Annotated in this window: 11 protein-coding genes and 1 pseudogene; 5 read left to right on the top strand and 7 right to left on the bottom strand. The window is 58.5% G+C overall.

All coding sequences use genetic code 11. The features are described 5' to 3' along the window. Positions 1–140 precede the first annotated feature (140 nt). Together A3220_RS00780 and A3220_RS00785 are read left to right on the top strand one after the other, a co-directional pair. Positions 141–1,091, top strand: coding sequence for a DUF808 domain-containing protein (locus A3220_RS00780; protein ID WP_062372414.1), 951 nt, complete (start codon positions 141–143; stop codon positions 1,089–1,091). Positions 1,092–1,166: 75 nt separating this feature from the next. Beyond that, positions 1,167–1,679, top strand: a complete 513-nt coding sequence (locus tag A3220_RS00785) for an NYN domain-containing protein (protein ID WP_062363093.1) — start codon at positions 1,167–1,169, stop codon at positions 1,677–1,679. On the opposite strand, the gene A3220_RS00790 is transcribed toward A3220_RS00785, so the two are convergent. From A3220_RS00790 to A3220_RS00800, 3 genes are all read right to left on the bottom strand, one after another. Continuing rightward, entirely contained in the window at positions 1,640–1,936 is a 297-nt protein-coding gene (locus A3220_RS00790; RefSeq protein ID WP_062363090.1) for a DUF1330 domain-containing protein, read from the bottom strand. The genes A3220_RS00785 and A3220_RS00790 overlap by 40 nt on opposite strands. A gap of 67 nt (positions 1,937–2,003) precedes the next feature. Next, on the bottom strand, positions 2,004–2,546 hold the full coding sequence (locus A3220_RS00795) for a hypothetical protein (RefSeq protein ID WP_062372416.1): 543 nt from the start codon (positions 2,544–2,546) through the stop codon (positions 2,004–2,006). A 30-nt stretch (positions 2,547–2,576) separates the two neighbouring features. Continuing rightward, positions 2,577–3,029, bottom strand: coding sequence for a helix-turn-helix domain-containing protein (locus tag A3220_RS00800; RefSeq protein WP_058578684.1), 453 nt, complete (start codon positions 3,027–3,029; stop codon positions 2,577–2,579). Between the two features lie 70 nt (positions 3,030–3,099). Here A3220_RS00800 and A3220_RS00805 point away from each other — a divergent pair, with 70 nt between their 5' ends. Next, positions 3,100–4,125 carry an SO_0444 family Cu/Zn efflux transporter gene (locus A3220_RS00805; RefSeq protein WP_062372419.1) on the top strand — a complete coding sequence of 342 codons (1,026 nt, stop codon included), beginning with the start codon at positions 3,100–3,102 and terminating at the stop codon, positions 4,123–4,125. 311 nt (positions 4,126–4,436) lie between these two features. Here the strand turns inward: A3220_RS00805 and A3220_RS00810 are convergent. Beyond that, positions 4,437–5,341, bottom strand: a pseudogene (locus A3220_RS00810) (LysR family transcriptional regulator). A 170-nt stretch (positions 5,342–5,511) separates the two neighbouring features. On the opposite strand from A3220_RS00810, the gene A3220_RS00815 reads away from it, so the two are divergent. Next, a complete protein-coding gene (locus tag A3220_RS00815; RefSeq protein ID WP_062372420.1) occupies positions 5,512–6,090 on the top strand; it encodes an NAD(P)H-dependent oxidoreductase in 579 nt (192 codons plus the stop codon). A 144-nt stretch (positions 6,091–6,234) separates the two neighbouring features. On the opposite strand, the gene msrQ is transcribed toward A3220_RS00815, so the two are convergent. Both msrQ and msrP read right to left on the bottom strand, forming a co-directional pair. Then, positions 6,235–6,852 carry a protein-methionine-sulfoxide reductase heme-binding subunit MsrQ gene (gene msrQ, locus A3220_RS00820; RefSeq protein ID WP_044629806.1) on the bottom strand — a complete coding sequence of 206 codons (618 nt, stop codon included), beginning with the start codon at positions 6,850–6,852 and terminating at the stop codon, positions 6,235–6,237. Next, positions 6,852–7,868 (bottom strand): protein-methionine-sulfoxide reductase catalytic subunit MsrP, encoded by a 1,017-nt coding sequence (msrP, locus tag A3220_RS00825; protein ID WP_044629805.1) that lies wholly within the window; start codon positions 7,866–7,868, stop codon positions 6,852–6,854. The genes msrQ and msrP overlap by 1 nt, the downstream gene beginning before the upstream one ends. A 308-nt stretch (positions 7,869–8,176) precedes the next feature. Between msrP and A3220_RS00830 the strand changes: the two genes are divergently transcribed. Then, on the top strand, positions 8,177–9,946 hold the full coding sequence (locus tag A3220_RS00830; RefSeq protein ID WP_062372484.1) for a mechanosensitive ion channel domain-containing protein: 1,770 nt from the start codon (positions 8,177–8,179) through the stop codon (positions 9,944–9,946). A gap of 41 nt (positions 9,947–9,987) precedes the next feature. On the opposite strand, the gene A3220_RS00835 is transcribed toward A3220_RS00830, so the two are convergent. Beyond that, positions 9,988–13,461: an acyl-[ACP]--phospholipid O-acyltransferase gene (locus A3220_RS00835; protein WP_062372423.1), complete on the bottom strand. Its 3,474-nt coding sequence runs from the start codon at positions 13,459–13,461 to the stop codon at positions 9,988–9,990. Positions 13,462–13,515 lie beyond the last annotated feature (54 nt).

Here is a 13,515-nt window from a genome sequence, read left to right on the forward strand (position 1 = left end):
AAGGCCACTCTTCGAAGAGACACAGTGAGGGTAGGTCATGAAGGGAGCGAAACGACACTGCCCTTGGCATAAAAGAGTCCGCCCGCCCCAGCCACCGTGTGCTTTACTATCTGCAATGCTGATTCACGGAGGAAATACCCATGGCTATTGGCGGCTTGATTGGATTACTGGACGACATTGCCGCGCTGGCGAAGCTATCCGCTGCATCACTGGACGATGTAAGCGCCGCGGCTGGTCGTGCGACGGTGAAAGCGGCAGGGGTGGTGGTGGATGATGCGGCGGTGACGCCGCAATATTTGCACGGGGTAGTGGCAGAGCGTGAGCTGGCGATTGTGAAGCAGATCGCGCTGGGCTCTATCCGCAACAAGCTGATTTTTATCCTACCAGCGGCGCTGCTGCTGAATCATTTTCTGCCCGGGCTACTGCCGATCATCCTGATGATAGGCGGCACCTACTTGGCCTTTGAGGGCGCGGAGAAAGTCTGGCACAAGCTTTCCGGCAAGCATGACGACGACAAGCCAGCGGTAGAACAAGGGCCGGAAGCTGAGAAAAAGATCGTGAGTGGTGCCATCCGCACCGACCTGATTCTCTCTGCTGAAATTATGGTGATTGCGCTGGCGACGGTGTCTCATCAAGGATTCTGGTCACAGCTAGCCAGCTTGGTGGTGGTTGCGTTTGTGATCACTGTTTTGGTGTATGGCGTGGTGGCGCTGCTGGTCAGGATGGACGATGTTGGCCTACAGCTTGCCCAGCGGGATCACTCAGGCGTACAAGCCCTGGGCCGTGGCTTGGTCACGGCCATGCCCAAAGTGCTCGCGACCATCTCAGTAGTGGGCACCATCGCCATGCTGTGGGTGGGCGGGCATATCTTGATGGTGAATCTGGGGGCAGAGGGAACGGGCTGGTTCAACGCGCCCTACGAGTGGGTGCATCACATCGAGCATGCCATTCATGAGTCCACCGGTGCCTTTGGTAGCACGCTGGGCTGGAGCTTCAAAACGCTGTGCTCGGCGGTGATTGGCTTTTTGGTGGGCTCGGTGGTGGTGGGGGTGTTGCGCTTCGTTCCTGCCAAGCGGGCGCATTCTAAATAGCGGCGCGGTACCATACCCGCTTACTAACGCCAGCCCCAAGAGGCTGGCGTTTCACTACCTGCTGAGGCTTTTGCTATGACACGCGTCGCTATCTTCGTGGATACCCAGAACGTCTATTACACCGTGCGCGAGGCCTACGGCAAACATTTCGATTACCGCCGTTTCTGGGCCAAGGCAACGGTCAACCGGGAGGTGGTGGCCGCCCGCTGCTATGCCATCGATAAGGGCGACGCCAAGCAGCGTGAGTTCCAGAATATCCTCCGCTCGATTGGTTTCGAGGTCCGGCTCAAGCCCTTCATCCAGCGTGCGGATGGCTCCGCCAAAGGCGACTGGGACGTGGGCATCACCCTCGATGCCATCGAATACGCCGAGAAAGCCGATGTAGTAGTGCTGGTCTCCGGCGATGGCGACTTCGATCTGTTAGCCCAGAAAATTCGCGAGGTGCACGGTAAACGTGTCGAGGTCTACGGTGTGCCCCAGCTCACCGCTGCCTCGCTCATCAATGCCGCGAGCGAGTTCATCCCCATCGAGGGTGACTTGTTGCGCCATCACACCTCTTCGATGCCTTCTACCAAAAAGACGCGGTAATCGGCACCCAGGAAGCGGTGCTTGCGGGCTTCTTGGTAGGCGGGGCTTTGGTACCAAGCGCGGGCGGCGGCCATGTCGGGGAAGCGCAGAATCACAGCGCCTTCCATCGCGCTGCCTTCCAGCACTTCAAAATCGCCGTAAAACGCCAGCGGTTGCGGGTCGTGGCCTTCGCGGGCGGCTTTGGCTTTTTCGCTGTAGCGCTGCATCTCTTCGCTGTCGTGGGTGTGTTCACGGGTCAGAACGATATAAGCGGGCATTCCTTTCTCCTAGATAAGATGACAAGACGCTCCAGCATACCATTGCCGACGGGCGCTGCCTTATGAATCAGGGCGAGTGGGGCCGTTGGTGGGGGGTGTACGCGTCCGCTTCGATAACGGCGTCGTCCTCTACCGCGCGTTCGAGCTGGCGGTGTTCTAGGGCAGCGAGTGCGATGCGGTAGCAGTCGTCGATGTGGCTGTTACCCATGTATTTCATGGCGGTAAAGCTGATGCCGCCTGCCACGGCACTGCCGATCAGCGGTACGAACTTGGATGCGCCTTTTGCCGCCACCCGAACGCCCATTTTGCTGAGTAGCGAGACGATGAGGTTCTGGGTGATGTATTTGCCCGCCATCTTGCTGCCGGTGTTGGAGATAGCGGTCATGACGAACAGCTTGCTCTCGGTATCCAGGCCATCGATTTGCTCCGGTGTCAGGCCAAACTGGCTATTAATTTTGGGGATGATGCGCATCAGAATCGCCACGTCCGAGCCGATATCCAGCCCCGGTACGGGGATGATGGCGGTGCCCGCTGAGAGTCCGGCACTTTTGGTGACCATCGCTTGGCATGTCTTTTTGATGGCCTCGAGTTCTTCCTTCGTTTCGATCATGGGCAGTTCCTTTGGGGGGGTGGCCGCGCGTCATTTGAGCAAAGATTGGCGGTCGCCACAGCGGGTGTCACTGCAGCTGGGCTGGTGCTCATACAGCGTTTGGATGATTTGGCAGTCGGCGGCTTTGCCGCTCCGGCACTGATGAACCACTTGGCGCAGCTCGTCGGCTAGCGCCTGAAGCTTGGCAATGCGCGCCTCCAGGTGCGCGAGATGGCGGCTAGCAATGTCATCGGCGGCGCTGCAGTCGGTGTCGGGGTGGTCTGAGAGCGCTAACAGCTCCTGAATGCTGTGCAGGTCTAGCCCCAGGTTGCGGCCATGGCGAATGAAGCTGATGCGCTCAAGCGCCGCTTGGTCGTAGTGTCGGTAGCCCTGTTCACCGCGTTGTGGGGGCGGCAGCAGGCCGAGTTTCTCGTAGTGGCGAATGCTCTCCGGTGAACAGCCGGTGCGGGCGGCCACTTCGCCAATGCGGTAGACGTGTGTCATGGCTTGACCCTGTAACGATGACAGGGTTTAGGCTAGTCCTCATTCCCACCGTGAACAAGTAGGTGATGAGATGACGCTGATAACCGAGCTGCTGCAAATTGCGCTGACGGCAGCCCCGTGGCTGCTGCTGGGGCTGGTGATTGCCGGGCTGATTAAGGCGTGGTTGCCAGAGCGCCTACTGCAGCGCTGGATGGGCGGGCGCGGCCTGGGCAGTATTGTACGGGCGGCAGTGATTGGGATGCCGCTGCCGCTGTGCTCCTGCGGGGCGATTCCCACCGCGATTGCGCTGCATCGGGGCGGTGCGGGGCGCGGGCCTACCACGTCGTTTTTAATCAGCACCCCTGGCGTGGGCGTGGACTCGATTCTGCTCACCAGCGTGCTGCTTGGGCCGCTGATGGCGGTGTTACGTGTTGGCGGCGCGTTGGTAACGGCCATTGTGACGGGCCTGCTGGTCGGCTTTACCCGCGAAGCAGAGGCCGTTGCGCCTGCAGCCACTGCTGGCTGCTGCTCGTCGCATGGCTGCCACGATCACCACGCCGACACCGGCGAACCTAGCGGCCTCCGTACGGGGCTGCGCTATGCGTTTAGCGATCTGTTGGATGATATCAGCGCGTGGATGTTTGCCGGGCTGCTGCTTGCCGGTGTGCTGGTCACTCTGGTACCGCCGGATACGCTAGCACAGTTTTCGGGCGGTATTTTGGCTCTGATACTGATGGCAGTGGTGGGTATTCCGCTTTATATCTGTGCGGCGGCAGCTACGCCAGTAGCGGCCGGGCTACTGTTAGCGGGTATCTCGCCTGGGATGGCGCTAGTGTTTTTGCTGGCGGGGCCGATTACCAGCCTAGCAACGCTGGCCATTTTGCGCCGCGAGTTGGGTAATACCGCGTTGACGGTCTACCTTGTCTGCGTGCTCACCGTGACCGTGCTAGTCGGCTGGCTGTTCGATGCGGCCGTTGCCTTGGCCGGTTGGAACCCTGTGGAGCAGGCCAGTCAAGTGCAAGAGCTGCTGCCCCACTGGTTGGAGTGGTTAGCGTTGGTGGTGCTGGCGCTGGTGGCTATTAGGCCGGTGCGCCGCCGCGTGATGGGGTTTTATTAACCCGGCATCTAAATAGCTATGCGATAATGCCGGCATGAACAGAGAAGATGCTCGCACACTCCATCCCACCGCTCAGGAAGAAGGAAGAAAAGCGAAAACTTGCGGTTCGCCTTTCCAAGCGTGGGATGAAGAACAAACACTAGCCCGCCTACGTTGAGCCAGGAGGCGAAGGTCGCCCACTGTATTTGGTAGCTGTTGGAGTAGGTGTAGTCGCTGAGCGTTCCGCCAAGCAACGACCTCCTATGTTGCCTACCCAGTGTAGGTCAGGGGCCGAGTTTTACCCAAAGCGAAGCAAGCGGCGCTTAGCGTTCTCACGGGCCGTGGGCATACTGCGCGGGGAGCCGCTCGGCTAAAAAATCCATGAACAGCCGTGTACGCTGAGACAGGGTGGCTTGCCGGTAGTAAACCGCGTTGATCGGCTGCGTGACGAGCTCGGTGTGGTTGGGCAGTACCTCTATCAAGGTGCGGTTTTGCCGGGGCGCGCGGGTCATGAAGTCAGCCAAACACACGATCCCTTCACCTTTGAGTGCGAGCTCCAGTAGCGTGCTGCCGCTGGAGGCAGCGAGGGTGGGCGTGATATGTAAGCGCTTACCATCGGCGCAGGTCAGCGGCCAGTGGTTCAAGTGGTCGAGCTGGCTAAAACCGAGCAGGCTATGGCGGCAAAGCTCCTCTACCTGCTGCGGCGTGCCGTGGCGGGCTAAATAGGCGGGGCTGGCCAGCACCCGCAGGGCGCTATGGCCAAGGGGCGGGCGTGAAGGGAAGAGTCCTCCAATGCGCCAATGCGAATGGCTAGATCGACCCGCTGCTCCAGCAAATCCACAAAGCGGTCATGGGTATCCAGCTCTAGGGTAATGCCAGGGTAGCGGGCGCGAAATTCACCAATCACCGGGACAATCACATACTGCATAAAGCTTGGCGCGGCGTTGACCCGCAGCCGGCCTTTGGGCTGGTCGTGGCGGTCGAGCAGGGCCTCTTCGGCCTCTTCCACGGCGGCTAGGATGCGTCGGCAGTGGGCGAGAAAGGTTTCCCCTTCTTCGGTCAGTTCCAAACGGCGGGTCGTGCGGCGCAGCAGCGTCGTGCCGAGCTTCTGCTCCAGGCGGTTTAGCGCGCGGCTGACGCCTGACACGGTAATGCCCAACCGTTCGGCAGCGGCGGTAATCGAGCCGCAATCCACCACGGTGATAAACGCTTGCTGCTCTTCCAGAGTGCTTTTCATTGTTGGTTTGGGGTGCCTCGATAAAAGGTTGATTGTTGATTTTAGCGCAAAAGTCTCTTGCTAGATGTTTGGTTTTTCTTTGTTGCTCTGCACTACACAATGCTTGCCAATTAATGCCCTGCTTACTTCTTTTAAGCGGGGTGGTCACGATACTCGGTGAGGTTGAAGCAATGAAGATACTGTTAATCAATGGTGGTAAAGCGTTTGCCCACTCTGGTGGTGAACTCAACAATACCCTGCATGCCGTGGCGGTGGATACGCTGAAAGAGCTAGGCCATGAAGTGCGCGAAACGGTCATCGAGCAGGGCTATGAGGTTGCCACCGAAGTGCAAAACTTCCTCTGGGCGGACAGCATTGTGTATCAAATGCCCGGCTGGTGGATGGGCACCCCCTGGACAGTAAAGCGCTACATTGATGAAGTATTCACTGAAGGCCATGGCTCTCTGTACGCCAGCGATGGCCGCTCTCGCCAAGACCCGAGCAAGCAGTATGGCAGCGGTGGCTTACTGCAAGGCCGCCATTACATGCTGTCGCTGACCTGGAACGCGCCGATTGAAGCGTTCGACGAGCCGGATAACTTCTTTGAAGGCCGTGGGGTGGATGGCGTTTACTTCCCGTTCCACAAATCTCAGGAGTTTATTGGCCTTGCGGCTCAGCCGACCTTTATCGCCAACGATGTGATCAAGGCGCCGGACGTAGAGCGCGACAAAGCCGCTTACCGCGCCCACCTGCGCCGCGTGTTCGGCTAATTCTCGACGCCGCCCCTTCGAGACCGGGTAGCCGCTTTATTTAGCGGTTTCAGCCCACCCGGTATTCGGTCTTTTCGGTACGCAGCCTTCTCGGTACTCGGCGTACCGGAATTTTCGCGACACGCCCGATGTGCCCAAGCTGCGCTACCGGCTTAGCCGGTAGCGCAGCTTGGGCAGCCGGTGGGCGACCGGCGGTAGGCGGGTCGCCATAATAAGCGCCGATACAGCGGCATAGGCCGCCCACTCGCTAAGATCCGCACGCACTACCCAGAAGAAGTGGAGCAGCACTAAGCCTAATATGACATAGGCAAACTTGTGCAGCGGCTTCCAGCGCTTACCCAGGCGTCTCATCGACCACCGGTTGGAGGTGGCGCCCAGCACGATAAGGCCAATGAGCGCTATCATGCCTACAACAATATAGGGGCGTTTCACCAGCTCGCTGCCCAGCAGTGCCCAGTTAAGTCCTAAAATAAAGAGAGCGTAGCTAAGCAAGTGCAACGTGGCATAGGCAAGCGTCCATAGCCCCAACTGTCGGCGGATTAGCGTAAATCCTTTCCAACGGGTGAGCTTGGTGAGCGGGGTTAAGCTCAAGGTGAGCAGGAGCAGCCAGAGCGCGCCGATGCCTAGGTTCAACAGCAAGTAACGGCCGGGTTCGGGGCCTGCTGCATGGTTGGCGACCTGCCAGCCCCAAAACAGCAGTGGCGCCAGCGCCGCAAAAAAAACGCCCAACCGCCAAGCCAGCCAAATCCGTGGTGATGCCATTAGTAGTTCGCCTTTAAATCCAACCCCGCGTACAGCTCGGCAACCTCATCGGCGTAGCCGTTAAACATAAGCGTATCGATGGTGTTAGGGCTAAACAGGCTGTTGGGCAGGCGCCTTTCCGTGGCTTGGCTCCAGCGCGGATGGTCAACCTCGGGATTAACGTTGGCATAGAAGCCGTACTCATTGGGCGCGATGAGTTGCCAGGAGTTCACCGGCTGCTCTTCCACCAGTGTAATACGCACAATCGACTTAATGCTCTTAAAGCCATACTTCCATGGCACCACCAAACGCAAAGGCGCTCCGTTTTGGTTCGGCAATTCGCGGCCATACATGCCCATGGCCAGCAGCGTTAGCGGGTGCATTGCTTCGTCGAGCCTTAGGCCTTCGACATAGGGCCAATCAATCAGCGAGAAAGACGAGCGCTGCCCCGGCATCTGCTCAGGATCTACCAACGTTTCAAAGCGCACGTATTTGGCTTTGCTGGTGGGTTCGGCGCGCTGAATAATGTCGGCCAGAGGAATGCCCAGCCAAGGGATCACCATGGACCACGCCTCTACGCAGCGCAGCCGATAGATACGCTCCTCAAATTGCGATGGCTTCGCAATATCCTCGAGAGCAAACCGCCCGCCATTGTTGACTTCACCATCAATAACGACGCTCCAGGGTTCTGTCCGTAGGCTCCCGGCGCGGCGGGCAGGGTCCGTCTTTCCGGTGCCGAACTCGTAGAAGTTGTTGTAGTTACTGGCGTCATCATAAGGGGCGATCTTATCTTTATCGGGGTCGTCCGGCGTAATGGCCCGCCACTCTGTCCCACTAATTTTCTCTTTTAGCCAAGCGGGTGAGTCTCCTTGCGGAACATCGGAGTAATCGGCATTGGCGTGCGTGGGGTTGGAGAGGGCAAGGCCTGCCCCCAGGCCGACGACTCCCCCCATAAAGCGTCGGCGTGACAGGTAGATAGACTCCGGGGTGACATCCGCTTCAGTAAGATCGCTTGGTTTTGCAATGTTTATCAACATGGGAAGCCTCCGGGTGAAAAATCTATTAGGTAGACGCAGTGTGACCCTCTTTAAGACGTCTCAGGGAGTACTAAGTTCGTCAAAACTTATGCAAGCGTACAATATTTATGGCATATGAAAAGGTGGCAACACCATAGCGCCTACCCTGTTCGGTAAGCTTCCGTGCCACTCTTGCTTGCCGGATAGGGTAACGTGGTCTGTACTTTGACCAACCATCGACACGGATAGCCCACTGATTTAAATGGGCGGGCGGCACAAGCCGTTGGTTGATGGCGGGTATTGGCTCACTTTTACTGAATAAGGCAAGTATGAAAAATTACAGCTCGTGGCCCGTTTGGGGTGTGCTGGTCGTCACGCTACTGTTCTCTAGCGTTGGCATGGCGCAAACGCAAGGCGATGAGAGCGAGAACCCGCGTTGGTTCACCATGGATGCGATCAACACAGGGTTGGGTGAAGTTCCCGAAGAGGCGAAGCGTATGTCGCCACGGGAAACGATCCGCAGCTTTTTAAACTTCACCGAAGAGGAAAATTACGCCGATGCGGCGCATTTGTTGAACCTAGCAGACGTTGATCCTAGCGAGCAGTCAACGCGGGGAGCCGAGCTGGCCAAACAGCTGGCGGAAGTGCTAAGGCGCGGCGAGTGGCTGAACGCTTCTAATTTGCCTGGCCGCCAAGACGCTGCTATTGAGGATCCGTCTGGCCAAAACCCTTTGGCTGGCGAGCCACGGCGCAACATTGAACTGGCTGCGTTGCAGGTAGAAGGCCAAGCCTATGATGTGCGCTTAGGCCGCTACCGTGTTGGCGAGGAAGACCCCGTATGGTTGATTATGCCGGAAAGCGTGTCGTCGATTCCCGCACTGTATGAGGAGTATGGCCCCTCCATGCTGGAAAGCTATATTCCCGAACGCTTCAAAGCGTCGTTTGGCGTGCTGAAAATCTGGGAGTGGCTGGCGATCCCTATTTTTCTGATCACGATTGGCTTAGTGGGAGTGGCAACGTATTACCTTGTCAGTTTGGTCGCGCGCATTCTGCCCTCCGGGCTCTCGACCATTTTTGCTGATCAAATTGGCGTGCCCGTCGCGTTCATTGTGGTGTCATTGTTCACCCAGATGCTGCTGGATTACGTGGTGTCGTTTTCAGCGGTAGCGACCACGACGTTTAGGGTGCTACTGATCGCGATCATGGCCTGGGGGGCAGGCACTATTGCGCTGCGGTTGGTCGATACCATCATGCTGCGCATGACCCGCCGCTTGGTGGGGGAAATCGACGATACCAAACCCAAAGACAAACGCCGGCTGCTGACCTCACTCTACGCCCTGCGCCGGGTGATTATTTTAATCACCGTGGTGGCGGTTTCGGTGTATGTGCTGGGGCAAATCCAGCTGTTCGAATCGTTGGGCCTGTCCATTCTGGCCTCGGCCAGTGTGTTGGCCGTGCTGGTCGGTATCGCGGGGCAGACGGTGCTGGGCAATATTCTGTCGTCGTTCCAACTCTCACTGGCCAAGCCCATCCGCATTGGCGATTTGGTGATCTTCGAAGGGCAGTGGTGCTATGTGGAAGGGATTTTCTACACCTTCATTCGGCTGCGTTCTTGGGATGAGCGGCGGTTGATCGTGCCGGTCACGTACTTTACGTCCAAACCGTTTGAAAACCTCTCGGTGAAAAGCACCAAAATGTACCGCTTCATGGAGCTAACCCTGCACCTCAGCGCGGATATCTCTCAGGTGCGTGAGAAGTTTTTAGAATTCGCTAAGGAAGAAGAGTGCGTGATTGAGCACCATAAGCTGCTCTGCTACGTCACAGGCCAAACTTCCTACGCACAAACGGTCACCTGCTACTTAATGACCTCGGACCCGCTAGCGGGCTGGACCGCTGAGATGAACGTGCGTGAGAAGCTGATGGCCTATATCCGCGACGAACACCCCGAGTGGTGGCCCCGCGACGTGGTGGTGATTAGCCATCATGATATTGCGCGTGGGGAGCATGCTAGACAATCAAGCGGCCAACAGAAAGGTGCGACGGGACAAACCGGTGAGTCAAACGACTCAAGTGACGCACCGGACGGCGGTGCTGAGTAAGTTCGCCAGAAAGGGCAGCGGCCATGCCGCTGCCCTTTTTACTAAGATGATTCAGCCGCCAGCTGCGCTTCGGCAAGCCGTTTCGCGCCAGCAAAGTCTGCTTTTCCTGACCCTAGACGAGGTATCTCTTCCACGGTGAGCCAGTCGCTGGGAATCATTAACGCGGGCGTACCGTGGCTGCGCAGGGCGGTTTTGAGCGTTTGGGCGTCCAGCGCTGCTTCGCTCAGTAGGACGATGCGCTCGCCTTTGTTTGCATCGGGCAGGCTGACGGCCATCAGCGGTATGTTGGGGTCGTCGACGACCGCTCTGACCGCGGCTTCGACGGCGCTGAGGCTGACCATTTCGCCGCCGATTTTGGCAAAACGGGCGTAGCGGTCGATCAGTGTTAAAAATCCATCTTCATCGATAAACCCTTTATCGCCGGTAACGTACCAGCGCTGGCCGTCGAAGCTTTTGAGGACCTGTTCGGTGCGCTGGGGGTCGTTGAGATAGCCCTGCATCACCTGCGGCCCGCTAATCACAATCATGCCTGGCTCGTTGGTGGGTAGCTCCTCGAAGCTTTCTGGATCGACGACCTTAATGCTGGTGCCGGGGAGCGGCATACCCACGGTGCCGGGCTTATTGCCTTTTTGAACCTGCTGGTAGTGAACGCCGACGGCGTCGGGTAGGTTAACGGCCGCTACGGGGGCGGTTTCTGTCGCGCCGTAACCTTCATAAATCGCCTTACCGAATTTTTGCGCAAACCCTTCACGTACGCTGTCATCCAGTTTCTCGGCACCGGCCACCACAACACGTAGGCTTGCCAACATGGCGGGCTGTACCTTTGGGCTGCGGTTGAACAGGCGCAGCATGCTGGAGGTGCCGAACATAATGGTGGCTTTATGCTTGGCCACCGCGTTGGCGACGCCTGGGGCATCGGTGGGGTCGGCGTGACTGGCCATCGGCAGCCCTTCGATCAATGGCAGTAGCTGGGTGACGGTAAAACCGAACGCGTGAAAGAGCGGCAGCGAGGCCATGACCACATCGTCGTGCTGGGTATTGAGCACGTCGGAGGTCTGCTTGATATTCGCCATCAGGTTGCGGTGGCTCAGCATCACACCCTTAGGCTGCCCTTCGCTGCCGCTGGAGAACAGAATGGCCGCCGTGGCGTCCGCATTCCGTCCATAGCAGAACAGCGCTTGTAACAACCAAGCGGGCAGCAGGCGCACGGCAAGAAACGTACTGACGCGCTCAAACCGGGAGATCCCCGCCTGTAGATCTTCCAAATAGATCACCTGCTTACCTTCCAGCAGCGATTCTACTGCCAGCCCCCGCTGGCTCAGCTTTTCCACAAAGCGGCGCGCGGTGACGACGGTGCGAATATCGGCTTGCTGCAGCGCAGAGGCAAGGGACGCTTGGCTGGCGGTGTAGTTCAAGTTCACCAGCGTTTTACCCGCGAGCAGCGTGGCCATATTGGCCAGTACCCCAGCAGTGCTGGTAGGCAGCAAAAGGCCAAGCGTCGCTTCGTTGAGGCTACGGTGGCGAAAGCGCTTGGCGAGCAGCAGGCTAGCGGTGAGCGCTTGGCCTGCGTTGAGTGGGCGACCCAAGGCGTCGGCCAACGCTGGGGCGCTTGGGCTGCGTTTGACACTGTTGATCCAGGCCTCAGACAGCGAAGGCAGCTCCTCCATGGCGTGTTGCCACGAGTGGGTCGCCTGCTCGAAGATACGCCGTTTGAGTACGTCGGCGGGGGTGTCTTTGGGCAGCGGTTTACCAAAGGCGACTACCACAGAGCGGTGCAGCGGCGCATTGCGTAGCTCTTTGAGTTTACTAGACGAGCGGGAGAATTGGCTGCCCCACAGGCCACGCAGGTAAAACGGCACGATGCGCACGTCTGGGTGGGCGTGTTTGCAGGCGCGCTCGTAGCCTCGGCGCAGCTCGCCCAACTGGCCGTTGCGGCTAATCGCTCCTTCGGGAAACAGGCAAACCACTTCCCCTGCGTTGAGCTGCTCGGCCACGGCGGCCAGCGCGTTCTCGGCCCCTGCGCCGCGCTCAATGGGAATGCAGCCCAGCGCTTTAAAGAACCAGCGTAGGTACCAGCGCTGGTAGATGTTTTTCAGCATCACAAAGCGCACCGGGCGCGGGCTAGCAATTTGCACCATCGCCCAGTCTACCCAACTAATGTGGTTGCCCAGCAGCAGCACGCCGCCTTGGGCGGGCAGGTTTTCCAGCCCGTGAACGTCTACGCGGTAACGGCGGGTAATCAGGAAGCTGAGAATAAAGCGCACTAAGCTCTGGGGCAGTTTGAAAATGGTGTAGCCGCCGCCCACCATCGCCACGCTGGCGACCAACAGCAGCAGGTAGTGGCTATCGACCCCCGCTAGTGTGAACAGCGCAGTGAGCACCAAAAAGCCCAGCATCGAAAGGTTTTGGATCCAGTTATTGGCGGCCAGCACGGTGCCTAGCTCGTGATCCGCCGCATGAAACTGGATCAACGCGTTGAGCGGCACGATAAATAGCCCGCCCATCATGCCGATGAACACAAAGTTGAGCGCTTGGCTGGTGGGCGTGGTGAGGAGAGGAAGGCACCAAAGTCCGACGGCGACCCCGACAGCACCCAGCGGAATTAACCCGGTTTCAATACGGTTGCGGGAGAGCTTGCTGGCTAACAGCGAGCCGAGAGCAATGCCGATACCGCTGGCGGCGAGAATGGCTTGCAGCACCAGCGTGTTCCCAATGCTGAGCGCCTCTTTGGCATAGGCGGGAAAAGCGGCTAGCAGCACTTGCCCCACCGACCAGAACGTCGCCAACCCAATGATGGAGAGCCGCAACACCGGCTGGCGGGCAAGAATACTCAGATTGTTTTTTAGCGCAGTGCCGCTGCGGTAGCGTGCCCACGTTAGCGGGGTAGCCGCAGGCTGTGCTTCATCCAGTTTGAGCCGATAGAGGGCGACGACCTGAAGGCCACTGTTAAGCACCAGTAGCCAGCCCAGCGGGGCGATATGGCGCAGCAGGTCGCTGGGCGTGCTGGCGCTGGGGGTGACCCAGTGTTCAAACAGGGCGGTAAACGCCACCGTGCCGGCCAGGATCGCACCAATGGTAACCGCCTGCACTAGCCCGTTGGCTTCGGCTAGCCTCGGTTTACCAAACAGCCCTTTCACTAGGCCGTACTTGGCGGGTGAGTAGAATGCAGACTGAATAGCCAGCAGCAGCGTCATCGCAAAAGCGAGCCAGAACCAGCCCTGGTAGTAGGCGGCGGTAATGCCCAGCGACACCGCCACCGCCGCCCAGGCGGAGAGCCTTAGCACACGTACTTTGGGCGTGCTGTCGGCAATATGGCCTGCTGGACTGAAGAGGAGAATAAACGGCAGCAGAATTAGCCCATTCACCAGAGCGGTAAGCACGACCTGGGTCGCGCCATCGTAGCTTTTGAAAATCGTATTCTGAATGACGATTTTGTGCCCGAGATCTACAAAGGCATTGAGAAAGATGGCCATCAAGTAGGGCCAAGCGCCCGCGATGCGCAGCAAAGGTTGCATGGTATGTTGCCTTAGTCGCCGAAAGTTAACGCACTGTCGGCAAACGGGGTGAGT

This window comes from Halomonas sp. KX33721, from assembly GCF_001596805.1.
Lineage (GTDB): Bacteria > Pseudomonadota > Gammaproteobacteria > Pseudomonadales > Halomonadaceae > Vreelandella > Vreelandella aquamarina.

What these genes read in the sequence shown, in the direction of transcription:
- A3220_RS00835 (WP_062372423.1), bottom strand. Translation starts at nt 13,461, where the DNA reads ATGCAACCTTTGCTGCGCATCGCGGGCGCTTGGCCCTACTTGATGGCC.
- A3220_RS00785 (WP_062363093.1), top strand. Translation starts at nt 1,167, where the DNA reads ATGACACGCGTCGCTATCTTCGTGGATACCCAGAACGTCTATTACACC.
- A3220_RS00790 (WP_062363090.1), bottom strand. Translation starts at nt 1,936, where the DNA reads ATGCCCGCTTATATCGTTCTGACCCGTGAACACACCCACGACAGCGAA.
- A3220_RS00780 (WP_062372414.1), top strand. Translation starts at nt 141, where the DNA reads ATGGCTATTGGCGGCTTGATTGGATTACTGGACGACATTGCCGCGCTG.
- A3220_RS00800 (WP_058578684.1), bottom strand. Translation starts at nt 3,029, where the DNA reads ATGACACACGTCTACCGCATTGGCGAAGTGGCCGCCCGCACCGGCTGT.
- A3220_RS00795 (WP_062372416.1), bottom strand. Translation starts at nt 2,546, where the DNA reads ATGATCGAAACGAAGGAAGAACTCGAGGCCATCAAAAAGACATGCCAA.
- A3220_RS00805 (WP_062372419.1), top strand. Translation starts at nt 3,100, where the DNA reads ATGACGCTGATAACCGAGCTGCTGCAAATTGCGCTGACGGCAGCCCCG.
- A3220_RS00815 (WP_062372420.1), top strand. Translation starts at nt 5,512, where the DNA reads ATGAAGATACTGTTAATCAATGGTGGTAAAGCGTTTGCCCACTCTGGT.
- msrP (WP_044629805.1), bottom strand. Translation starts at nt 7,868, where the DNA reads ATGTTGATAAACATTGCAAAACCAAGCGATCTTACTGAAGCGGATGTC.
- msrQ (WP_044629806.1), bottom strand. Translation starts at nt 6,852, where the DNA reads ATGGCATCACCACGGATTTGGCTGGCTTGGCGGTTGGGCGTTTTTTTT.
- A3220_RS00830 (WP_062372484.1), top strand. Translation starts at nt 8,177, where the DNA reads ATGAAAAATTACAGCTCGTGGCCCGTTTGGGGTGTGCTGGTCGTCACG.